This is a genomic window from Demequina salsinemoris (assembly GCF_000974805.1).
Taxonomy (GTDB): domain Bacteria; phylum Actinomycetota; class Actinomycetes; order Actinomycetales; family Demequinaceae; genus Demequina; species Demequina salsinemoris.
Map to the genome: position 1 here is coordinate 516,539 of NZ_BBQZ01000002.1, position 20,923 is coordinate 537,461.

Genomic DNA, 20,923 nt, shown 5'->3' on the forward strand with positions numbered 1-20,923 from the left:
GAGCCTCACCGCATGTCCATCCTCTCCCCCGGCACCGAGCTGTCGCGCTTCCGCTCCGGGCTGCTCCCCCGCATCGCGATCGCGGTGCTGCTGTTCATCCCGCTGATCTACGGCGCCCTGTACCTGTGGGCGTTCTGGGCCCCCACCGACAACCTCGACGAGGTCGCCGTGGCGCTCGTCAACGAGGACGAGCAGGTGACCCTCTCCGACGGCTCCGTGCTCGCCGCGGGCGACGAGGTCGTCGACGCGCTGCTCGACTCGGCCGACCTCGGCTGGGTGGTCACCGACGCGGCCGACGCCGCCGCGGGTGTGTCCGACGGCACCTACTACTTCTCCGTCACGGTCCCCGCGGACTTCTCGAGCGAGATCGCCTCCGCGGAGGGCGACAGCCCCGAGGCGGCCGATCTCGAGGTCCACTACAACGAGACCAACAGCTTCCTCGCGACCACGCTGGGCGGCTCCGCGATGCTTCAGGTGCAGGAGGCGGTCTCCGACACCATCGCCTCCGAGACCGCACTCACGCTCATCGAAGGCGTCGAGACGCTCGCCGACGGCGTCGACGACGCCGCGGACGGCGCCTCCGAGCTGAACGACGGCACGGCCCAGGTCGCCGACGGCGCCACGGACCTCGCCGACGGGCTCGTCCAGCTCGCCGACGGCACCACCACGCTCGCGGCGGGCGCGGGCGAGCTCTTCAGCGGCTCCGTGACGCTCGCCGACGGGGCCGACACCCTCGCCGACGGCACGTCGGACCTGTCCGACGGCGCTGCCACGCTGGCCTCCGGCGCGTCCGACCTCGCCGACGGGGCCGACACCCTCGCCGACGGCACGTCGGACCTGTCCGACGGCGCGACGACGCTGGCCTCCGGCGCATCCGACCTCGCCGACGGCGCGAGCGACCTCGCCGACGGCACCTCATCCCTAGCCTCGGGCGCCACCGCGCTGGCCGACGGCGCGAGCGACCTCGACGACGGGCTCGCGCAGCTCGACGACGGTGCCACCACGCTCTCCACGAGCCTCGCCGCGCTCAACGCCGAGGCCCCGACGCTCGCCGCCGCGGCCGAGGACCTCTCGACCGGCGCCTCGCAGCTCTCCACGGGCGTCGCGACGATCGCGCAGCTCGCGGCCGCCTACCCCTCGATGACGCTCGCCCAGCTCGAGGCGACGCTCGCTTCGTACGACACGAGCCTGTCGGCCATCGCCTCTGGCGCGTCCGCGCTCGCCGCGGGAACCGACGAGCTGGACGCGACGGTCAACGAGACCGTCGACGCCGACACGCCTTCCCTCGTCGACGCGATCGCGCAGCTCTCGACCGGCGCGGCCACGCTGGCAGCCGGCGTCTCCGACGCCGCAGACGGCGCCGCGACGCTCGACGCAGGCGCCTCCGACCTCGCCGACGGCGCGGCTCAGGTGGACGACGGAGCCGCGACGCTCGCCGCCGGAGCGAGCACGCTCGCCGACGGCACCGCGACGCTCGACGACGGTGCCACCCAGGTGGACGACGGAGCCACGACGCTCGCCGCGGGGGCCGACACGCTGGCCAGCGGCGCCTCCGACCTCGCCGACGGCGCCACCCAGGTCGACGAGGGCGCCACCGCGCTCGCGACCGGCGCATCGTCCCTGAGCGATGGCGCATCGCAGGTGGACGACGGCGCGACCACCCTCTCGGACGCCGCAGCGACGGCCTCCGACGGATCGGCCGAGCTCGCCGACGGAGCCCAGCAGGTCGCCGACGGCGCGTCGACGCTGTCCGTCGCGCTCAGCGAGGGCGCCGACGAGGCCCCCTCCATCACGACCGAGCAGGCGACAGCGCTCGCCGACGTCGTCGCCGATCCGGTGGTGCTCGACTCGACCACCGACAACGAGACCCAGGGCTTCGGCGAGGGCTTCGCGCCCTTCTTCATCGCGCTGGCCACGTTCGTCGGGGCGCTCATCACCTGGCTGATCCTGCGCCCGCTGCCGATGCGGCTGCTCGCGACGCGCGCATCGGGCCTGCGCGCGGTGCTCACCGGCTTCGTCCCGGCCGCGCTGCTCGGCCTGGGCCAGACGATCATCATGATGCTCGTCCTCGTGATCGGCATCGGCGTCACGCCCGTCCACCTCCTCGGCATGACGCTGTTCGTGCTCCTCACCACGCTCGCCTTCATGGCGCTCCAGCAGATGTTCGTCATCATGCTCGGGTCCGCGGCGGGCCGCGTCGTGAGCCTCGTGCTCCTGATGCTCCAGCTGTCCTCCTCGAGCGGGACCTACCCCGTCGAGACCTCGCCCTCGTTCTTCCAGGCGCTGCACCCGTACATGCCCGCGTCGTACGTGGTCACCGGGCTCCGCGCCCTGCTCGGCGGCGGGATCGACGCGCGCTTCTGGGCGGCGCTCGCCTATATGGTGGGCCTGCTGGTGGTGTCGATCACGGTGAGCGCGTTCGCGGCCGGTCGTCAGAAGGTGTGGACGATCGCCCGACTGCACCCCGAGCTGACGATCTGACCCACAGGGATTCAAGGAGGAGACCATGGCGCGCACGTCCACACGACTGGCCATCCTGTCAGCCGCGGTGACCGTCGCGGCCCGCCAGGGCATCTCGTCGGCGACGATGGACGCCGTCGCCGACGAGGCGGGCGTCGCCAAGGGCAGCCTCTACTACAACTACCCCAACAAGGACGCGATCTTCGAGGCCGTCATGCGTGACGGCTTCGAAGGTCTGCGGACGCGGGCCGAGGGCGCCAGGGCCGATGCCGTGCCCGCCGACGCGCTGCTGGCGGTCTCGATCGCCTCACTCGAGCTCCTGCGCGAGAATACCGATCGCGCGAAGGTCATGGCCGCGGAGCTGTTCCGCACCGACAGGCCGTGGAACGAGGCGGTCGCCTCGGCGCGCCAGAGCCTCGTCGAGGTATATCTGCGAGCCATGCGCGACTCCTATCCCGCCCGGCCGGGCGGCGCCCCGATCTCGGAGATGACCGCGGGCGCCTTCATGGGGGCGCTCGTGGGTGCAGCGCTGTCGTGGCTCGTCCTGCATCCCGAGATGACCCCCGAGCAGGTGGCGGCGCAGGTGCTGGCCCTCACGCGGCTCGGAGCGGGCCACGACGCCTCCGCATGAGAACGCGGCCGGGGACCGGAGCCATCTCGTCCTGACCCCGCAGCGCCCGGCCCTCAGGGTTCAGGCGTAGGGCACGGGGTCCGCAGAGCACGACGCCGGCGCGGGATCAGCGGCGCACTCCCCCGACGCCGGCGCGGGATCAGCGGCACACTCGGAGGCTGCCGCCGGATCGGCCAGGCACGCGGTGATGTCCATGCGACGGTCAGGATCGAGGCGCCCGAGGATCTTCAGGCACAGCGACGCGAGCTCGTCGACCTCGGTGTCGGTGAGGTCCTGCAGCACCATCGTGCGCACGGCGTCCGCGTGCAGCGGAAGGCTGTCACCGTAGCGCTCGCGCCCCGCGGCGGTCAGCACCGCATTGAAGGCCCTGCCATCCTCGGGGCACGCCTCGCGCGCGACGAGCCCCTTCTTCTCGAGCGCGGTCACCACCCTCGACAGCCTCGGAAGGGTCGCGTTGGTGCGGGAGGCGAGCGCGCTGAGCCTCAGCCGCCCGCCGGGAGCCTCCTGAAGAGCCTCCAGCAACGTGAACTCGAAGGCCGTCAGCGAGGCGGCCGCCATCTGCTTGTCGAGCGCCGACGGGAGCAGCTCGAGCAGCGCGTGCAATCGGGCCACCGCCACCCGCTCCTGCTGCCTCAGCAGCTCCTCAGTACGTGTCGTCATACCGCCATCCTATCAAGTACTTGCAGATACAACTAGAGTGCGCTACGTTCGTAGTTGTAGGTACAACCACTAGCCCCGCGATGGGGCGTCACACACGAAAGGCGGGCCCCCTCATGGCCACCACCACCACCATCTTCGGCACCGGCAACATGGCGAACGCGATCGGCGGCGTGCTCGCCGACGGCGGAAGCTCGGTCACGTACATCTCGGAGGCCGAGTCCGGCACCGCGCCGATCTCCGGCGAGATCGTCGTCCTCGCGGTGCCCTACCCCGCCGTGGACGCGATCATCGCCGCCTACGCGGACCAGCTCGCCGGCAAGATCGTCGTCGACATCACCAACCCGCTCGACTTCTCCACGTTCGACTCGCTCGTCGTCCCGGTCGGCAGCTCGGCCGCCGCCGAGATCCAGGCGAAGCTCCCCGAGTCCAAGGTGCTCAAGGCGTTCAACACCACCTTCGCCGGCACGCTCGTCGCCAAGAAGGTCGGCAACCTCGCGACCACTGTCCAGATCGCGGGCGACGACGCCGACGCCAAGGCCACCCTGGCCGCGGCTGTCGAGGCGGGCGGCGTCAAGGCCCTCGACGCGGGCGCCCTCAAGCGCGCGCACGAGCTCGAGGCCTTCGGCTTCCTCCAGCTGACCCTCGCCGCCGCGGAGAAGATCTCGTGGACGGGCGGCTTCGGCGTCGTCCGCTGATCCCGCTCCTCTCGTCGAGAAGCCCGGTCCCGTCAGGGGCCGGGCTTCTTGCTGCGCCATTCGCGGACACTTCCTGACACACGAGCGTGGTCCGGCCCGGCGTGTCGGGGCCGACACGCCGGCCCCTCACCTCGAAACATGTCAGGGAGTGCTCGCTCGGGCACAAGAACGGGGGCCCGGCGCGAACCGGGCCCCCGCGCTCCGACCTCAGGGAGCGGCGACGCTCAGCGCAGCCGACCGCTCAGCGCAGCCGGCCGCCGGACACGCGACGCCAGACGTTGGTGTCCGCGAGGTCGAGCACCTCGTCGCCGCGGCCGGACATGACGGTCTTGAGCGCCCACAGCGCGAAGCCCTTGGCCTGATCGGCGGTCACGGTCGGAGGCATGGTCAGCTCCTCGCGTGCCGTGACGACATCCACGAGCACCGGGCCAGGCGTCGAGAACGCGGTGCGCAGGGCACCCTCGAGATCCTTGCCGTCCTCGACGCGGATGCCCGTGATGCCCATCGCGCGCGCGACGGCCGCGAAGTCGGGGTTCTGAAGCCCGGTCGCGTAGGTCGGGATCCCCGCGGCCTTCATCTCGAGCTCGACGAAGTTGAGCGACGAGTTGTTCGACACGACGATCTTCACGGGGAGCTCGTTCTGGACGGCCGTGAGCAGCTCGCCCATGAGCATCGTGAGGCCGCCATCGCCGGACAGCGCGATCACCTGGCGGTTGCGATCCTCGGCCTGCGCCCCGAGCGCCTGCGACAACGCGTTGGCCATCGAACCGTGGTTGAAGGAGCCCAGGAGGCGACGCTCCTTGGTCATCTCCAGGTAGCGCGCCGACCACACCGTGGGGCTGCCGACGTCGGCCGTGAAGATCGCATCGTCCGCGGCGACCTGCGAGACGGTGCGCGTGAGGAACTGCGGGTGGATGGGCTTCTTGCCGTCGTCGTAGGCGAGAGCGTCGAGGTCCTTGCGCGTGCGCTGGTAGTGCTTGACGGAGTCGCGCAGGTGACGCCCCTCGCGGCCCACGCGCAGCAGCGGCAGCAGCGCCTCGGCGGTCTCCTTGACCCCGCCGACAAGGCCGAAGTCGATCGGGGTGCGGCGGCCGAGGTTCTCGCCCTTGATGTCGACCTGAACGATCGTGGCGTGCTCGGGATAGAACTGCCGGTACGGGAAGTCGGTGCCGAGCATGAGCAGCGCGTCGGCCTTCTCCATCGCCCTGTAGCCGGACGCGAAGCCGATCAGCCCCGTCATGCCGACGTCGTACGGATTGTCGTACTCGATGTGCTCCTTGCCGCGCATCGCGTGGACGATCGGCGCCTGGAGGCGCTCGGCGAGGGCCATCACCTCGTCGTGGGCGCCGGCGACGCCCGACCCGGCGAGGATCGTCACGCGCTCGGCGTGGTCGAGCGCCTTGGCCACGGCCTTCAGCTCGGTCTCGGAAGGGACTGTGCGGGAGGCGGTCGGCACGATGGGCGCGGTCAGGCGACGGGCGGGTGCGGGCTGGAAGAAGATGTCGGACGGGACGGCGACGACGGCGACCCCGCGCTTCTCCACGGCGGTGCGCATCGCGGTCTCGAGGATCCACGGCAGCTGCGAGGCGTCGCTCACGAGCTCGGAGTACACCGAGCATTCGCGGTACAGCTCCTGCGGGTGTGTCTCCTGGAAGTAGTTGGAGCCGATCTGGTCGAGCGGGATGTGCGACGCGATGGCGAGCACGGGCACGTGGTTGCGCTGCGCATCGAAGAGTCCGTTGATGAAGTGCAGGTTGCCCGGGCCTGAGCTGCCCGCGAGCACCGCGACACGCCCGGTGATGTCCGCATCAGCGCCGGCCGCGAATGCCGCCGCCTCCTCGTGCCGGGTGTGCATCCACTCGATGCGGCCGTCGACGCGCAGCGCGTCGGTGAGCGCGTTGAGCGAATCGCCTGCGATGCCCCAGATGCGGGTGACCCCCGCACGGACGAGCGTGTCGATGAAGGTGTGCGCGACTGTCTGCGCCATGTCTGTCTCCTTGGTGATGAACGTCTCCGAGCGCGGCCCTACCGCTGCCACTCATTATCTGTACGCTCTGTTCACTATTTATATTCCGAAGTGCTGGACATGGCAACAACCGCACCGTCGGCGCGGACCGATATGCTGAACACGATGTCCACTTCTGCCCACCCTCGCCCGGGGAGCCGCACGCGCGGCCGGCCTCGTGATCCCGAGCTGCGCGAGCGCATCCTCGACGCCGCCGCGACGCTCGCGATGACCGCGGGCATTGAGCTCGGATTCGAGCGGATCGCGCAGGAGGCGGGCGCGAGCCGCACCACCCTGTATCGGTGGTGGGACAGCCCTCAGGAGCTCCTTCTCGACGCGATGCTCGAGCGCACCCGCTGGTCGCTCGACCACGACTCGGAGGGGACCGCCGCAGCGCGGCTCCGGGCGCAGGTCATCGACGCGGTCGAGATCCTCTCGGCCCCCGACACCGGACGCCCGCTGCGCGCCCTCGCCGCGGGGGCGCTCACGAACGAGAAGGTGCGGGCCTCATTCATCGAGCACTGGCTCGAGCCGCGCCGCGCGGTCGCCGCCAGGATCCTCGAGGATGGCATGATCACGGGCGAGTTCCGCCAGGACCTCGACGTCGAGGCGGTCATCGACGCTCTCTTCTCGCCGATCTACCACCGGCTGCTGCTCACGCGCATGCCGTTGGGCCGCTCGTTCGGCGAGACTCTCTGGAACCTCGTCGAGCCGGGGCTGTCGCCCTCCTGACGCGCGGCGACCCTCCCCGCGGCGCTCAGGCGTCCGTGAAGCCATCGCCGGTCGGCGCACGACCGTCCGTGAGGTCGCGCAGCCAGCCAGCGCCGCGCATCCTGACCGAGTCGGGAAGCCTCGCCCGCAACCCCCGGTCCGAGGTCACGACGGTGACGTCCGCTCCCCCGTCCGCCAGCGACCGCGCCTGAGCGACGACCTCGGAGTCCCCATCCCGCCCAGCCTCGACGATCTCCACGCGGCCCGCGCTCGGCACCCCGCGCGCCTCGCCCTCGACGACGGCGATCACCCGCGGCATGACCGCATGCGCCTCGATGCCCAGCTCGGCGCCGGCCAGCCCTGCCTCGGCGAGCGAGTCGATTCGTCCCACGAGGCGCGACGTCGCCTCGCCCCTGTCGCGCCACCAGCCGTCCGGCCGCGCTCCGAGCACGTTCGCCGCATCCACCACGAGGACCGGGCGCGCGACGGCGAGCCCCAGCAGGCTCGGCCACGCGGCCGCGAAGCCGGGATGCAGCTCGCGCTGGTCGACCTCGGCCACCGGCACCCATTCGAGCGCGAGCGACTCCGCATCCGCGATCTCGGCCTCGAACGGCGTCACCACATCGGCGACGACGGTCGTGTACGACCACACGTCGAGGTCGAGCACGTAGGTGGCCTTCGTGCGGAGCGACGCGCGTGGCACCGCGGCCTCCTCGGCGCACTCCCGGAGCGCGCCTGCCATCGCCGACTCGCCCATGTGTCGAGCCCCGCCGGGCAGGCCCCAGGTGCCACCTTGGTGCGACCAAGGGGCGCGATGCTGAAGCAGCACGCCTCTGTCGGCATCGTGAGCGAGCAGCCCGGCGGCCCCGTTGAGACCCCAGTAGCGCTGCCCCGAGGGTGCGATCACCCAGTCGTCCGCCCTGTCGCGATGCGCGGGGTGCTGGGGCGGTGTCGACGCGCCGGGGCGGGACTCGGTGGCCACGGTCTCAGGTTCGCATACGCCGGGGGCGGTGCGCCTCAGGCGCGCGCGCTGCCGTCCGCGACCTCGCGCATCGCATCGGCGAGGATGTCGATGCCGCGGTGCAGCTCGTCGTCCGTCACCGTGAGCGGCGGAGCGATGCGGAACACGCCTCCCATGCCCTTCAGCTGGCCGATGTTCATGTGGAGGCCGCGCCGCAGGCTCGCCTCGGTGACCTCGACTCCGAAGCTCTCAGCGGGCGCCTTGGTCGCTCGGTCGTCGACCACCTCGATGCCCTGCAGCAGGCCTCGGCCGCGCACATCGCCGATCTGCTCGAACTCGTCCTGAAGCGCCAGGAGGCGCGTCCTGAGCAGGACGCCGAGCTCCGCGGCACGCGCCACCAGGCCCTCCCGCTCGATCACGCCGAGCACGGCAAGCGCGACTGAGGCGGGCAACGGGTCGTTGACGTGGGTCGTGTAGAAGAGGAAGCCGCGCTCGTGGCAGCGCTCCTCGATCTCCGCGCCGGTCATGACGGCGGCGACGGGGAGCCCCGCGCCGAGGGTCTTGGACAGCGTGAGGATGTCGGGCACGACGCCATCGCGCTCGAACGCGTACATCAGACCGGTGCGGCCGAGGCCGGTCTGGGCCTCGTCGAGCACGAGCAGGGCGCCGCGCGAGTCGCACCATTCGCGCAGGCGCGCGAGGTATCCCTGCGGCAGCTCGATGATCCCGCCGGAGGACAGGATGGGCTCCACCAGGCACGCCGCGATCGAGCCCGAGCTCGCGCGGTCGACCGCGTCAAGCCCGTACTCGAGCTCGGCCTCCCAGTCGTAGGACCCATCCTCGCGGCGGAAGGGCGACCGGTACCCGTCGGGGGTCGGCAGCGCGTAGAGGCCCACGCCCATCGGCCCGTATCCCTGTCGCCCGGCCGAGTACGTCGCGCTCGAGGCGCCGCCTGTCATGCCATGCCACGAGCGGTTGAAGGAGACGACCTCGAAGTGACCGGTCGCGATCTTCGCCATCTTCAGCGCGGCCTCGTTCGCCTCGGCGCCCGTGCTGAGCAGGAGCATGCGCGACAGCGAGTCCGGGAGGGTGTCCGCGAGGCGCTCCGCGAGCTCCACCACGGGACGGCACAGCATCCCGCTGAAGAGGTGGTCCAGGTTCGCGACGCTGCGGCTCACGGCCTCCACGATCGCGGGGTGCGAGTGCCCCAGCACCGCGCTCATCTGGCCCGAGGTGAAGTCGAGCAGCGCGTTGCCGTCCGAGTCGTACACGTACGGTCCCGCGGCCCGCTCGATCACGCGCGGCGTGAAGGGCGCGCCGTAGCGCACCAGATGAGCGTCGGCCGACTCCCAGAACGCGGACTCGGACATGGAACCTCCCTGGATAGCGGCCGGTCAGCCGAAGTAGCGTCCCGGCCTGTGGTTGATGGCGATGACGAAGTTGAGCAGGACGGCGCCGACGATCGAGCACAGCAGGATCCACCAGTCGACCAGGGCGAGCGATGCGAGCACCACCGTGAGGTCGAGCGCTCCCTGCACGAGTCCGGCGCGGATGTTGAACCGCTCCTGCGCGTAGGCGGCGAGGATGCCGAAGCCGCCCGCGCTCGCGCCGTGGCGGAAGAGCACGATCATGCCCATGCCGATCGCGAGCCCCGCGAAGACCGCGGCGTACATCGGGTTCAGGTCGCCGATCTCGATGAACCTCGGGTGCAGCGACGAGCCGACGGAGACGAGGCTGACGGCGATGAGAGTCTTGACGGTGAAGGACCAGCCGAGGCGCTTGACGGCCAGGTAGTAGAACGGCAGGTTGATGACGAAGTAGACGACGCCGAAGCCCCAGCCCGTGATGTACGTGGTCAGGAAGGCGACGCCCGCGAGTCCTCCGGAGACTCCCGCGATGGCCTTGAGCAGGTAGATGCCCCACGACATCATGAACGCTCCCGTGACGAGGGCGAGGGCGTCCTCCCACAGCGCATGCTTCTTCACGTCAAGGGGCGGCTCGATGACAGTCACGTGGTTCCTCCAACTTCGTGGCGCGGCCTCAGCCGCCGCGCGAACCGGCCCATTGTCCTGCATCGGCATGACGGCCAGGTTTCGCGCCGCCGCCAGGATCCGATCGTGGCGCGGCGGGGGTTGCCGTCACTCGCCGATCGCGACGGGCACCTTCACCTTTTCGGACGCGACGACGCCCGTCCTCGTCCTGGTGACCGCCCAGCCGGCGAGCGCGAAGCCGACGCCGGGCACGCACAGGGCGAGCCCCACCCAGGTGGGCGCGAGGTAGCCCCAGCCGGCCGCGATGACCGCGCCTCCGAGGAACGCTCCGAGGCTGTTGCCGATGTTGAGCGCGGAGTGGTTCACGGCGGCGGCCATGGTTTGACTGTCGCTCGCGACGTCCATCAGGCGGGTCTGGATCGCCGGCGAGATCGCGGACGATGCGGCGCCCACCAGGAACAGGCCGAGCAGCAGGCCCCCGATCGTGGAAGCACCGACGCCGAGGGTGACGAGCGCGAGCGCGAACACCCCGAAGAGCACGAAGATCGCGCGCATCGCGCCCCTGTCCGCGAGCCGACCCCCGAGCAGGGTGCCGGCGGTCATCCCGACGCCGAGCACGGCGAGCGCCCACGGGACGAAGGACTCCGACACCCCCGTCACGCCGGTCGCGAGCGGTGACACGTAGCTGTACACCGCGAAGAAGCCGCCGAAGCCGAGTGCTCCCGTCAGGAGCGCGAACCACACCGCCGGCCGCGTGAAGGCGGCCAGCTCGCGCCTCACCGTGGCGCTCGAGTCGCCCGGCTGCCAGGGAACGAGGGCGACGATGGCCGCGGCCGTCGCGGCGAAGATTCCCGCCACCGCGAGATACGCGACGCGCCAGCCCGCGTGCTGGCCGAGGAAGGTGATGGTGGGGACGCCGACCACGTTGGCGATCGTGAGCCCCGTGAGCACGAGGGCCACCGCCTGGCCGCGCTTGCCCGGACCCATGAGATCGGCGGCGACGAGCGCGGCGATGCCGAAGTAGGCACCGTGCGGCAGCGCGGCGAGGAATCGTGCCGCGACGACGAGCTCGAAGGTCGGCGCGAGCGCGGAGGCCACGGTGCCGATCGTGAACACGATCGCGAGCATGGTGAGCAGCCGCTTGCGCGGGAAGCGCGCGGCGATGGCGGCGATGGTCGGCGCGCCGACGACGACTCCCGCGGCGTATGCCGAGATGACGATCCCCGCCTTGGCGAGCGCGGCGTCGGGATCCTGCGCGTAGAGGTCAGGCAGGAGGTCGCGCGCGATGTCGGGCAGGAGACCCATGGCGACGAACTCGGTGGACCCGATGCCGAAGCCTCCGAGGGCGAGGGCGAGCAGCGCGAGGCGCACACGTACTGGGCTGAGAGCGGGCAACACGGTACCGATCTATGAGGGAGCGGGAATGACCGCTCACCCTCGAGCCGGCCGCGCACGTAGCGCACAGGTGTCAACGTTAGCGCGGTGCTGGCCCTTCCCGACGCCGGGTGACAAGATTGATGTTGTGACAACTATCTCAGACTTCCGCGCCACCACCCTGACCGGATTCGACCGTCCCCTGTCCGAGTACGCCGGAGACGTCGTGCTCGTCGTCAACACCGCCTCGAAGTGCGGGCTCACCCCGCAGTTCGAAGGGCTGGAGAGCCTCTACACGACGCTGAACGCGGAGGGCTTCGAGATCCTGGGCTTCCCGTGCAACCAGTTCGCGAAGCAGGAGCCCGGCGACGCGACTCAGATCGGGGACTTCTGCCAGCGCAACTACGGCGTCACGTTCCCGATGTTCGACAAGGTCGAGGTCAACGGCAAGGGCGCGCATCCGCTCTACCAGTGGATGAAGAAGGAGACGTCCGGGTGGCTGCGCGGCGGCGCGATCAAGTGGAACTTCACGAAGTTCCTCATCGCGCGCGACGGCACCGTCGTCAAGCGCTACGCGCCGACGGTCGAGCCCGCCTCGCTGGAGGCCGACATCCGCGCCGAGCTGGCGAAGCGCGCCTGACCCGACCCCGCATCGTCCGGCATCACTCGTCGAGGATCGCCGCGCCGAGCCACTCCGCCGGGATGCCGAGCCCCTCGACGAGCGGGAGCGCGTGCGGGCGAAGCTCGCGGCACAGCGCGTCGATCTGATCGCCGATCGCCTTGGCGCGCCCCGTGGAGATCCGCTGGTGCTCCATGAACCAGGCACGATCCTCGTGGATCGACGTCAGCGCGTACAACGAGCACACCCGCTCGAGCACATCCCGGGTCTCAGGATCCTCGCACGCTCCGATCGCCTCGACGCACGCGTCAAGCACCTGGCGCTCGACATGCGCCCGTGCGGCGAACTGCATATGCCCTCCGAGCCTGTTGATCGCCTCGAACCGATCCCCAGGCCCCTTCCCGGCGGCCCGGATCCTCCTCGCGAGCGAGTCCAGCGCATGCCGCTCGCGCTCCTCGAACATGAGCGCATGCCAGCCGCGGTCGACGAGCGTCGTCTGCTCGGGGCCGCGTCGCGCGGTGTCCGCGAGCCGTTCGGCCATGAGGCGGGCGGACGTCCGCTCGGCGAGGGTCTCCCCCGCCGCACGCGTCACCGCTTGCACCATGCCCGCCCGGTCGAGCGCCTTCCACGCCTCGGCATAGCTGCCGAGCATGCCCTTCGCGACGAGCTGGAGCAGGACGGTGTTGTCCCCCTCGAACGTCGCGAACACGTCCACGTCCTCGCGGATGCCGACGATGCGGTTCTCGCTGAGATAGCCCGCGCCGCCGCACGCCTCACGCGCCTCCTGGACCGCCTCGTTCGCGAACCACGACGTCATGGCCTTGATGCCCGCGGCGCGCAGCTCGAGCTCGCGCTGGTCCGCCTCCGTGTGCGCACCCCCGCTCTGGATGTGGACCAGGCGTCCGGTGAGCTCGTTCTGAGCGAAGCCGAGCGCGTACGCCCTGGCCACGAGCGGGAGCAGCCGCCGCTGGTGCGTCTGATAGTCGAGCAGCACGACCCCGTCGGGACGCCCGGGCGCCGCGAACTGCCGGCGGCGCAGTCCGTAGCGCACTGCGATCGACAGCGCGCGACGGGCCGCGATGCCCGAGGCCGCGGCGATGCAGACACGGCCGCGCACGAGCGTGCCGAGCATCGTGAAGAAGCGTCGGTTCGGGTTTTCGATCGGCGACTCGTACACGCCGTCCGAGCTCACGCCTCCGTACCGGTCGAGCAGCATCCTGCGAGGTACGCGAAGGTGCTCGAAGCGGAGGGTGCCGTTGTCGACGCCGAGCAGGCCGCCCTTGTGCCCCTGGTCCCCGGTGACGACGCCGGGGACGTCGCGTCCCGCATCGTCCCTGATGGGGACGAGGATCGTGTGGATCCCGTGGTCGACGCCGCCGACCACGAGCCGGCCGAAGACCGCGGCCATCGTGCCGTGGGTCGCGGCGTTGCCCAGGTAGGCCTTGGTGGCGCCCGGCGTCGGCGAGTGGACCTCGTACTCGTCGGTGTCGGGCAGGTACGTGATCGTGGTCTCGAGGCCCTGCACATCGGAGCCGTGCCCCAGCTCGGTCATCGCGAAGGCGCCGAGCAGCCTGAGCGCCGTGATGTCGGGCAGATAGGTGTCGCGATGCCACGCGTTGCCGAGGTTCATCACCGCGCCGCCGAACAGCCCCCATTGGACGCCCGACTTGATCGTCACGGACAGGTCACCGTGCGCGAGCGTCTCGAACGTGACGACCGCGGTCAGCGGGTCCGACACCGCGTCGGCGCCGTCGGGAACCCCCGCCGAGCCGAATCCGGCCCGGTCGAGCTCGCGCAGCCGGTCGAGCACCCACTCGCGCGAGTCCGCTACGCCCAGCGTGGGGTCGCGCAGCAGGTTCTCGGCGGGGAAGGCCGCGCGCGCCGCTCCGCGTTCCGCGGCGAAGGGTCCGTCGAGCTGGGCCCGCAGGCGCGAGCCGAGCGCGGTGAGCCGCTCCGCGGGGACGGCGGAGGGTCGGGTGTCGGTCGACGTCATTGTCGCTCCCTGTAGTGGTGGGTGGAGGGGCTCAGCGCTCCATCGCCGAGGCGAAGGCGGGCGCGAACAGCGCGGTGATCTGCGCGACGACGGTGTCGCGCGGCGGCCGTGGGTCGGAGGCCATCCAGTGGTCGGCCGCCGCCCTGATGAAGCCCACGAGCCCGTGAGCCCAGGTCTCCGCGGGCTTGACGTCGCGCCCCGCGAGGGCGAGCCGCTCGCGCAGCGCCTGAGCGATGTGCGTGCTGATGAGCGAGATGAGCGACCCGGCCGGGTCGAGCGAGTCGTCATCGGTCCTCGCGGGACGATGCAGGGTGAACCGGTAGATCTCCGGGTCCTGCTCGACGAGCCTCAGGTAGGTGTCCGCGAGCTCTGCGACGAGGGCGGTGACGTCCGTCCCCTCCGAGCTCTCGAGCGTCGCGGTGAGGCCCTCGTGGATGTAGGCATGCACCGACGCGACGACGCCCGCGTAGAGACCCGCGCGGTCGCCGAAGTGCCGATAGATCACGGTCTTGGACGTGCCGGCCCGCGCGGCGATGTCATCCATGCCGACACCCGCGCCCTGGACGCGGATGGCGCGCAGCGCATGGGACACCAGCTCCTCGCGTCGCCTCGCGCGATGCGGCTCCCAGCGGGTGTCCCTGCCGTCCTGCCTGACCTCGGTCATGAGTCCACTGTAACCAGTACGGCGAGTATCTGCTACCGTCAGTATCGGTGAATTCCCCACACCCCATCGGAGGCACCATGAACCACACCGTCGTGGTCGTCGGCGGCAATCGCACGCCGTTCGCCAAGGCCGGGGGCGCGCTCCGCGAGGCGTCCAACCATGACCTCATGACCGCCGCGATCGACGGCCTCGTCGCGCGCTACGGGCTCGCCGGGACCCGCGTCGGCGAGGTCGCGGGCGGCGCCGTCCTCAAGCATCCGCATGACTTCAACCTCACGCGCGAGGCCGTCCTCAGCTCCGCTCTCGCCCCCGAGACCCCCGCATGCGACCTGCAGCAGGCCTGCGCCACGGGGCTCGAGGCCACGATGTACCTCGCCAACAAGATCGCGCTCGGGCAGCTCACCCACGGCATCGCCGCGGGCGCGGACTCCACCTCCGACGCGCCGATCACCGTGAGCGGTGAGATGCAGCGCACGCTCCATGCCGCGAGCCGCGCACGTTCGGCCCAGGCCCGGGTCAAGGCGTTCTCCCGGCTCCGGCCGTCGCACCTCGCCCCCTTGGCTCCCCGCGTCGAGGAGCCCCGCACGGGCCTGTCGATGGGCGAGCATCAGGCGATCACCGGCACGCGGTGGGGCATCACGAGGGAGGAGCAGGACGACATCGCGCTCGCCTCGCATCGGAACCTCGCCGCCGCCTGGGACGACGGATTCTTCGATGACCTGGTCACCCCCTTCCTCGGGCTCGCCAAGGACGCGATCCTGCGCCCCGACACGACGCTCGAGGCGCTCGCGAGGCTGCGCCCGGTCTTCGGGGGCGAGCACGGCACGATGACCGCGGGCAACTCGACCGCACTGTCCGACGGCGCCGCGGCCGTCCTCCTCGCCGACGCCGACTGGGCCGCCGAGCAGGGACTTCCCGCGCTCGCCCGCGTGGTGGACGCGGAGGTCGCCGCCGTCGACCACCCCGGGGGCGCGGACCTGCTGCTCGCCCCCGTCGCCGCGACCGGCCGCCTCCTCGCGCGCCAGGGCCTCACGATCGGAGACATCGACCTGATCGAGATCCACGAGGCCTTCGCCTCGACGGTCGCCGCGACCCTCAAGGCGTGGGAGGACGCCGATCATTGCCGGTCCGTCGGCCTCGACGGTCCGATCGGCGCGATCGACCGCTCGCGCCTCAACGTCACCGGCTCCTCCCTCGCCGTCGGCCACCCGTTCGCGGCCACCGGCGCGCGCATCGTCCCCACCCTTGCGAAGCTGCTCCATGCTCGAGGCCCCGGAAGCCGAGGCCTCATCTCGATGTGCGCCGCGGGCGGGCAGGGGCTCGTCGCGATCCTGGAGGCCGTGTGATGTCCGCGCTCGAGATGGCCTTCACCTCCAGGGTCGGCCGCAAGGTCGCGGCGCGGGCTGGTCTTCACGAGCCCCCCGTGCTGCGTCGTGGCCGGACCTACCCCGGCGGACCGATCGTGCTCGCGACGCTCGGCGCGTCGCGGCTCGGAGCCGACACGCTCGCGCTGCTGGGACGACCGTATGAGGCCCCCGTGATCGACTCGGGCGGCGACGAGGTCCCCGGCTACGGCGACCGGATCGGAGCGCTGGTCGTCGACGCGACCGACCTGAACCGGCTCTCGGACCTCGAGGCGCTCCGCGCGGTCCTCCGCCCCGCCCTGCGCGGGCTGGAGGCGTCGGGGAGCGTCGTCATCCTCGGGCGCCCGCCCGCGGGCGACTGGGAGCAGCGTGCCGTCACCCGCGCGCTCGACGGGATCGATCGCACGGTGGGCAAGGAGCTTCGGCGCGGCGCGACCTCGAACCTGATCCATGTGGATCCGGAGGCCGGTCCCTTGGAGCTGGCGTCGACGCTCGAGTTCCTGCTGCACGGGAGGTCCGCCTTCGTCGACGGCCAGACCTGGACCGTCGCCCCGGCGGTGGACACGCCGGCTCCGAGCGAACGCCCCCTGAGCGGACGCACGATCGTCGTCACCGGCGCGGCACGCGGGATCGGCGCGGCCATCGCCCGCACCCTCGCGCGCGACGGCGCGAGCATCGTCGCGGTCGACGTCCCTCCCGCCGGGGAGTCGCTCGCCGCGGTCGCCAACGAGATCGCGGGCACCGCGCTCCAGCTCGACATCACCGCGCCAGACGCCGGCGCCAGGATCGCCGCTCACGTCGCGGGCCGGGGCGAGGGGCTCTACGGCATCGTGCACAACGCCGGGATCACCCGCGACAAGCTGCTCGCCAACACGGACGCGCAGCGCTGGGCATCCGTGCTCGAGGTGAACCTCGTCGCGCAGATGCGGATCAACGAGACGCTCCTGACCCCGGGGCTTCCGGGAGGTCTGATCGACGGAGGCCGCATCGTCGGCGTCGCGTCCACGTCGGGCCTGGCGGGCAACAAGGGCCAGGCGAACTACGCGGCCTCCAAGGCAGGCGTCGCCGGGCTCGTGGCGGCGATGGCGCCCGACCTCGCCGCGCGGCGGATCACGTCCAACGCGGTAGCCCCTGGCTTCATCGAGACCGACATGACCGCGCGCATCCCGTTCGTGCAGCGCGAGATCTTCCGCCGCGCCAACAGCCTGGGACAGGGCGGCAGGCCCATCGACGTGGCCGAGACGATCGGCTACCTCCTCGATCCCGCCTCCCAGGGCGTCACCGGCCAGGTCGTGCGCGTGTGCGGCCAGAACGTGGTCGGCGCGTGATGACCGCGGCGACGGTCACCCTCGACCACGTCCCCGCGATGGGCGCCGCCTTCGCGCGCGCGATGGTTCCCACGCACCGCGCCGCCGCCCGCCTGCCCGAGGCGACCGTCGAGCTGCTCGACCAGCGCCAGGATCCCGAGCGGCTCGCCGCCTACAGCAGGGTGTGCGGCTTCACGCTCAAGGACGCCGTGCCCCCCACCTGGCTGCACGTGCTGACCTTCCCGCTCCACGTGCACCTGCTCGGCGCTCACGACAGCACGGTGCGGCTCGTGGGCGCGGTCCACGTGAGCAACGAGATGACGATGCATCGCCCCGTCCGCGCGGACGAGCGCCTCACCATCCGGGTGCACGCCGACCGCCTGCGCCCGCACGCGAAGGGCGCGCTCGTGGACCTGGTCGGCGAGGTCTCGGTGGATGGTGAGACGGTCTGGGAGGGCATCAGCACCTATCTCGCGCACGGCGCCCACACCCCAGGCCTTCCCGAGGCGCTTCCCAGGCTCCCGTTCTCCCCCGCCGAGCCCCATGGCCGCTGGCGGCTCGGACCCGGGCTCGGCCGCGCGTACCGGGGCGTGTCGCATGATCCGAACCCGATCCACACGAGCAAGGTCCTCGCGCGGGCGTTCGGCTTCCCGCGCCCCGTGATCCACGGCATGTGGACCCACGCGCACGCGCTCGCGACGCTCGAGGCGCGACTGCCCGCGTCGTACCGCGTCAGCGCGGGCTTCGCGCGCCCCATCTACCTTCCCGGCACCGTCGGCTTCCGCACCGAGCACCATGACGCAGGCACGGACGTCATCGTCACCACGCGGGACGGGGCGAAGCCGCACATGATCATGCGCGTCACGCCGTGAACACTCGGGAGCGCGCGCCACGAAGGGCCCGTTCCCACAACTGCGGGTAGGCTGTCCTGGCGCTCGCCGAGCCCTGCTCGGCTCCCGGCGGCGGCGTGAAGGACCGAGACCACCGTCGAGGAGGATGGCAATGAGCACGAGGAACGACCGCGTCGACAACCCTGTCGGCGACGAGGACCGTCCCTGGTTCGCCTACTACGGCCCCAGCGTTCCCCGCCACATCGGGCCTCTTCACGAGTCCTCGCTCGGCGAGATGGTCGCCGCCGCGGCCGAGCGTCATGGCGACGCGGACGCGTTCACCAACATGGGAGGAAGCCTGTCCTTCCGCGAGGTCGACGCGCTCGCGACCCGCTTCGCCGCGTTCCTCCAGCACGACCTCAAGCTGCGCAAGGGCGATCGCATCGTCATCCAGATGCCCAACGTCCTCCAGTACCCTGTGGCATTCTTCGGCGCCCTGCGTGCCGGCCTCATCGTGGTCAACGCCAACCCGCTGTACACGACGCGAGAGATGGCGGGCGTGTTCAAGGACGCCGAGCCGCGCGCGATCGTGGTGCTCGCGAACTTCGCCCACAAGGTCGAGGAGGTCCTCCCCTCGACGTCGATCGAGCACGTCATCGTGACGAAGGTCGGCGACCTGCTCCCGCGTCCCAAGGGCGCGCTCGTGAACCTCGTCGCCGACAAGGTCAAGAAGATGGTCCCCGCGTACAGCCTCCCGGCGGCGATCAGCTTCCGCAAGGCGCTCTCCCAGGGCCGTGAGGAGCGCTTCGAGGACCCGGGCGTGTCCGCGGACGACATCGCGCTCCTGCAGTACACGGGTGGCACGACCGGCGGCGCCAAGGCCGCGGTGCTCAGCCACCGGAACATGCTCTCCAACCAGGAGCAGTTCATGTCGCAGATCCGCGCGACGCTCGGCGAGGAGTCCCAGTCGACGATCATCGCCGCCCTGCCGCTCTATCACGTGTTCGCCCTCACCGTGAACTGCCTGGGGTTCTACCGCTTCGGGTGCCGCACCGTGCTGATCACGAACCCGCGCGACATCAAGGGCTTCGTCAAGGAGCTGGCGAAGGCCCGCCCCGACGGCATCATGCTCGTGAGCACCCTGGCGAGCGCGCTTCTCGATGAGCCCACCTTCAAGGAGATCGACCACGAGCGCCTGAGGCTGACCGTCGCGGGCGGCATGGCGGTCAGGTCCTCGGTCGCCGAACGCTGGCGCGAGCTCGTCGGCACCGACATCGTCGAGGGCTATGGCCTCACCGAGGCGTCCCCCGTCGTCTCCGTGAACCCCACCCACATGCCTCCGCGCGTGGGCACGATCGGCGTTCCCCTGCCCTCCACCGACCTGCGCGTCGTGGACGACGAGGGCACCCCGCTCCCCGTCGGTCAGGCCGGCGAGCTCGCGGTCAGGGGTCCGCAGGTCATGCAGGGCTACTGGCACAACGCTGAGGAGACCGCGAAGGTGCTGACCGACGACGGCTGGCTGCTGACCGGAGACGTCGCGGTGATGGACGACGACGGCTTCTTCACGATCGTCGACCGCAAGAAGGAGATCATCGTCGCCTCCGGCTTCAACGTGTACCCGGGCGAGATCGAGGACGCGGCGATGATGCACCCGCTCGTGGTCGAGGCCGGGGCGATCCCCGTTGCCGACGAGCGCGCGGGCGAGGTGCCGAAGCTCTTCGTCGTGCGCCGCGACGACTCCCTCACCGAGGAGGCGCTGCGCGCGTTCCTGCGCGAGCGGCTCACCGGCTACAAGCGTCCCAGGCAGATCGAGTTCATCGACGAGCTGCCGAAGACCAACGTGGGCAAGGTGCTGCGCAGGGCGCTGCGCGAGCGCGAGGCCGCGGCGCAGGCGGCACAGGCGGCGCAGACCGCCGAGTAGCCGCATCCTGGACGATGCGCTCGTTCTGGACGATGCGTGAGTTCAGGACGATGCGTGGGTTCAGGACGATGCGTGGGTTCAGGACGATGCGTGGGTTCAGGACGATGCGTGCTCAGGCCGCGCCGGCCAGGCTCGCCCGCTCGTCCTCGGCAAGGCGCCCCAGCGGATCGCCGACGCCCTCGTAGGGCATCGCCCTCCCCGCCTCGAGCGACGCCCTTGCGTCGAGCACGCGCTGATTGCGGCTCCCGCGGTGGGGCAGCGTCAGGTCTCGCATGGCCTGCTCGTATCGTCCGTCGACGAGGACGTCGATCTCGGCGAGGAGCGCGCGCTTGTCCTCCGAGTCCGCCAGGAGCTCCTCGAACGTGTAGCCGGTCCAGCACCACACGTCCTTGGCGCGGCCGAAGCGCTCCCGGAGCGCCCCGACGATGCTCAGCGCGACCTGGGTGTTGAGGAAGGGCTCGCCACCGAGCAGTGACAGGCCCTGGACCGACTCGTGCTCCAGGTCGGCCAGGATCTCCTGCTGAAGCGCGTCGTCGTAGGGCTTGCCGCAGCGGAAGCTCCACGCGGCCTCGTTGAAGCAGCCGTCGCACTTGAACAGGCATCCGCTCACGTAGAGGCTGCAGCGGACGCCCTCGCCGTCGACGAACGAGAACGGCTTGTAGTCGGCCACGTAGCCGTGGCTGACCTTCTCGGCCACCCACAGGCGCGGATTCGGTTCGAGTGCCATGTCGTCCCGC

At 71.1% G+C, this 20,923-nt stretch carries 18 protein-coding genes; 9 read left to right on the forward strand and 9 right to left on the reverse strand.

Annotated elements, in window-relative coordinates; all coding sequences use genetic code 11:
* The first annotated feature begins 12 nt into the window (after positions 1-12).
* The gene (locus AOP78_RS05950) at positions 13-2,481 is read left to right on the forward strand and encodes a YhgE/Pip domain-containing protein (RefSeq protein ID WP_062202294.1); all 2,469 of its coding nucleotides are present in this window, start codon (positions 13-15) and stop codon (positions 2,479-2,481) included.
* A 25-nt stretch (positions 2,482-2,506) separates the two neighbouring features.
* The gene (locus AOP78_RS05955; protein WP_062202295.1) at positions 2,507-3,091 is read left to right on the forward strand and encodes a TetR/AcrR family transcriptional regulator; all 585 of its coding nucleotides are present in this window, start codon (positions 2,507-2,509) and stop codon (positions 3,089-3,091) included.
* A 60-nt stretch (positions 3,092-3,151) separates the two neighbouring features.
* Here AOP78_RS05955 and AOP78_RS05960 read toward each other — a convergent pair whose 3' ends face one another.
* Positions 3,152-3,751, reverse strand: a complete 600-nt coding sequence (locus AOP78_RS05960; protein ID WP_062202296.1) for a MarR family winged helix-turn-helix transcriptional regulator — start codon at positions 3,749-3,751, stop codon at positions 3,152-3,154.
* Between the two features lie 113 nt (positions 3,752-3,864).
* Here AOP78_RS05960 and AOP78_RS05965 point away from each other — a divergent pair, with 113 nt between their 5' ends.
* Positions 3,865-4,446, forward strand: a complete 582-nt coding sequence (locus AOP78_RS05965; RefSeq protein WP_062202297.1) for an NADPH-dependent F420 reductase — start codon at positions 3,865-3,867, stop codon at positions 4,444-4,446.
* Positions 4,447-4,687: 241 nt separating this feature from the next.
* Here AOP78_RS05965 and poxB read toward each other — a convergent pair whose 3' ends face one another.
* Complete coding sequence (gene poxB / locus AOP78_RS05970; protein WP_062202298.1) at positions 4,688-6,433, reverse strand: ubiquinone-dependent pyruvate dehydrogenase; 1,746 nt, start codon at positions 6,431-6,433, stop codon at positions 4,688-4,690.
* 144 nt (positions 6,434-6,577) lie between these two features.
* On the opposite strand from poxB, the gene AOP78_RS05975 reads away from it, so the two are divergent.
* On the forward strand, positions 6,578-7,183 hold the full coding sequence (locus AOP78_RS05975) for a TetR/AcrR family transcriptional regulator (RefSeq protein ID WP_160297600.1): 606 nt from the start codon (positions 6,578-6,580) through the stop codon (positions 7,181-7,183).
* Positions 7,184-7,208: 25 nt separating this feature from the next.
* On the opposite strand, the gene AOP78_RS05980 is transcribed toward AOP78_RS05975, so the two are convergent.
* The 4 genes from AOP78_RS05980 to AOP78_RS05995 all read right to left on the reverse strand — a co-directional run bounded on the left by AOP78_RS05980 (position 7,209) and on the right by AOP78_RS05995 (position 11,485).
* Positions 7,209-8,144, reverse strand: a complete 936-nt coding sequence (locus AOP78_RS05980) for an NUDIX hydrolase (RefSeq protein WP_062202300.1) — start codon at positions 8,142-8,144, stop codon at positions 7,209-7,211.
* 35 nt (positions 8,145-8,179) lie between these two features.
* A complete protein-coding gene (locus AOP78_RS05985; RefSeq protein WP_062202301.1) occupies positions 8,180-9,493 on the reverse strand; it encodes an aspartate aminotransferase family protein in 1,314 nt (437 codons plus the stop codon).
* A gap of 24 nt (positions 9,494-9,517) precedes the next feature.
* Positions 9,518-10,135: a YitT family protein gene (locus AOP78_RS05990; protein WP_236685304.1), complete on the reverse strand. Its 618-nt coding sequence runs from the start codon at positions 10,133-10,135 to the stop codon at positions 9,518-9,520.
* A gap of 126 nt (positions 10,136-10,261) precedes the next feature.
* A complete protein-coding gene (locus AOP78_RS05995) occupies positions 10,262-11,485 on the reverse strand; it encodes an MFS transporter (RefSeq protein WP_236685305.1) in 1,224 nt (407 codons plus the stop codon).
* Positions 11,486-11,636: 151 nt separating this feature from the next.
* Between AOP78_RS05995 and AOP78_RS06000 the strand changes: the two genes are divergently transcribed.
* A complete protein-coding gene (locus AOP78_RS06000; RefSeq protein ID WP_062202302.1) occupies positions 11,637-12,128 on the forward strand; it encodes a glutathione peroxidase in 492 nt (163 codons plus the stop codon).
* Between the two features lie 22 nt (positions 12,129-12,150).
* Here AOP78_RS06000 and AOP78_RS06005 read toward each other — a convergent pair whose 3' ends face one another.
* Positions 12,151-14,100, reverse strand: coding sequence for an acyl-CoA dehydrogenase family protein (locus AOP78_RS06005; RefSeq protein WP_083979862.1), 1,950 nt, complete (start codon positions 14,098-14,100; stop codon positions 12,151-12,153).
* 31 nt (positions 14,101-14,131) lie between these two features.
* Positions 14,132-14,764: a TetR/AcrR family transcriptional regulator gene (locus AOP78_RS06010; protein ID WP_062202303.1), complete on the reverse strand. Its 633-nt coding sequence runs from the start codon at positions 14,762-14,764 to the stop codon at positions 14,132-14,134.
* Positions 14,765-14,841: 77 nt separating this feature from the next.
* On the opposite strand from AOP78_RS06010, the gene AOP78_RS06015 reads away from it, so the two are divergent.
* From AOP78_RS06015 to AOP78_RS06030, 4 genes are all read left to right on the forward strand, one after another.
* A complete protein-coding gene (locus AOP78_RS06015) occupies positions 14,842-16,110 on the forward strand; it encodes an acetyl-CoA C-acetyltransferase (RefSeq protein ID WP_062202304.1) in 1,269 nt (422 codons plus the stop codon).
* Complete coding sequence (locus tag AOP78_RS06020) at positions 16,110-17,456, forward strand: 3-oxoacyl-ACP reductase (protein ID WP_062202305.1); 1,347 nt, start codon at positions 16,110-16,112, stop codon at positions 17,454-17,456. The genes AOP78_RS06015 and AOP78_RS06020 overlap by 1 nt, the downstream gene beginning before the upstream one ends.
* Positions 17,456-18,307: a MaoC/PaaZ C-terminal domain-containing protein gene (locus AOP78_RS06025; protein ID WP_062202306.1), complete on the forward strand. Its 852-nt coding sequence runs from the start codon at positions 17,456-17,458 to the stop codon at positions 18,305-18,307. Before AOP78_RS06020 ends, AOP78_RS06025 begins: the two co-directional genes overlap by 1 nt.
* A gap of 130 nt (positions 18,308-18,437) precedes the next feature.
* Positions 18,438-20,186 carry an AMP-binding protein gene (locus AOP78_RS06030; protein WP_062202307.1) on the forward strand — a complete coding sequence of 583 codons (1,749 nt, stop codon included), beginning with the start codon at positions 18,438-18,440 and terminating at the stop codon, positions 20,184-20,186.
* A gap of 112 nt (positions 20,187-20,298) precedes the next feature.
* Here the strand turns inward: AOP78_RS06030 and nrdG are convergent, their stop codons facing one another.
* Positions 20,299-20,913, reverse strand: coding sequence for an anaerobic ribonucleoside-triphosphate reductase activating protein (gene nrdG / locus AOP78_RS06035; protein ID WP_062202308.1), 615 nt, complete (start codon positions 20,911-20,913; stop codon positions 20,299-20,301).
* Positions 20,914-20,923: the final 10 nt, after the last annotated feature.

What these genes read in the sequence shown, in the direction of transcription:
- AOP78_RS05950 (WP_062202294.1), top strand. Translation starts at nt 13, where the DNA reads ATGTCCATCCTCTCCCCCGGCACCGAGCTGTCGCGCTTCCGCTCCGGG.
- AOP78_RS05955 (WP_062202295.1), top strand. Translation starts at nt 2,507, where the DNA reads ATGGCGCGCACGTCCACACGACTGGCCATCCTGTCAGCCGCGGTGACC.
- AOP78_RS05960 (WP_062202296.1), bottom strand. Translation starts at nt 3,751, where the DNA reads ATGACGACACGTACTGAGGAGCTGCTGAGGCAGCAGGAGCGGGTGGCG.
- AOP78_RS05965 (WP_062202297.1), top strand. Translation starts at nt 3,865, where the DNA reads ATGGCCACCACCACCACCATCTTCGGCACCGGCAACATGGCGAACGCG.
- poxB (WP_062202298.1), bottom strand. Translation starts at nt 6,433, where the DNA reads ATGGCGCAGACAGTCGCGCACACCTTCATCGACACGCTCGTCCGTGCG.
- AOP78_RS05975 (WP_160297600.1), top strand. Translation starts at nt 6,578, where the DNA reads ATGTCCACTTCTGCCCACCCTCGCCCGGGGAGCCGCACGCGCGGCCGG.
- AOP78_RS05985 (WP_062202301.1), bottom strand. Translation starts at nt 9,493, where the DNA reads ATGTCCGAGTCCGCGTTCTGGGAGTCGGCCGACGCTCATCTGGTGCGC.
- AOP78_RS06005 (WP_083979862.1), bottom strand. Translation starts at nt 14,100, where the DNA reads ATGACGTCGACCGACACCCGACCCTCCGCCGTCCCCGCGGAGCGGCTC.
- AOP78_RS06010 (WP_062202303.1), bottom strand. Translation starts at nt 14,764, where the DNA reads ATGACCGAGGTCAGGCAGGACGGCAGGGACACCCGCTGGGAGCCGCAT.
- AOP78_RS06015 (WP_062202304.1), top strand. Translation starts at nt 14,842, where the DNA reads ATGAACCACACCGTCGTGGTCGTCGGCGGCAATCGCACGCCGTTCGCC.
- AOP78_RS06020 (WP_062202305.1), top strand. Translation starts at nt 16,110, where the DNA reads ATGTCCGCGCTCGAGATGGCCTTCACCTCCAGGGTCGGCCGCAAGGTC.
- AOP78_RS06025 (WP_062202306.1), top strand. Translation starts at nt 17,456, where the DNA reads ATGACCGCGGCGACGGTCACCCTCGACCACGTCCCCGCGATGGGCGCC.
- AOP78_RS06030 (WP_062202307.1), top strand. Translation starts at nt 18,438, where the DNA reads ATGAGCACGAGGAACGACCGCGTCGACAACCCTGTCGGCGACGAGGAC.
- nrdG (WP_062202308.1), bottom strand. Translation starts at nt 20,913, where the DNA reads ATGGCACTCGAACCGAATCCGCGCCTGTGGGTGGCCGAGAAGGTCAGC.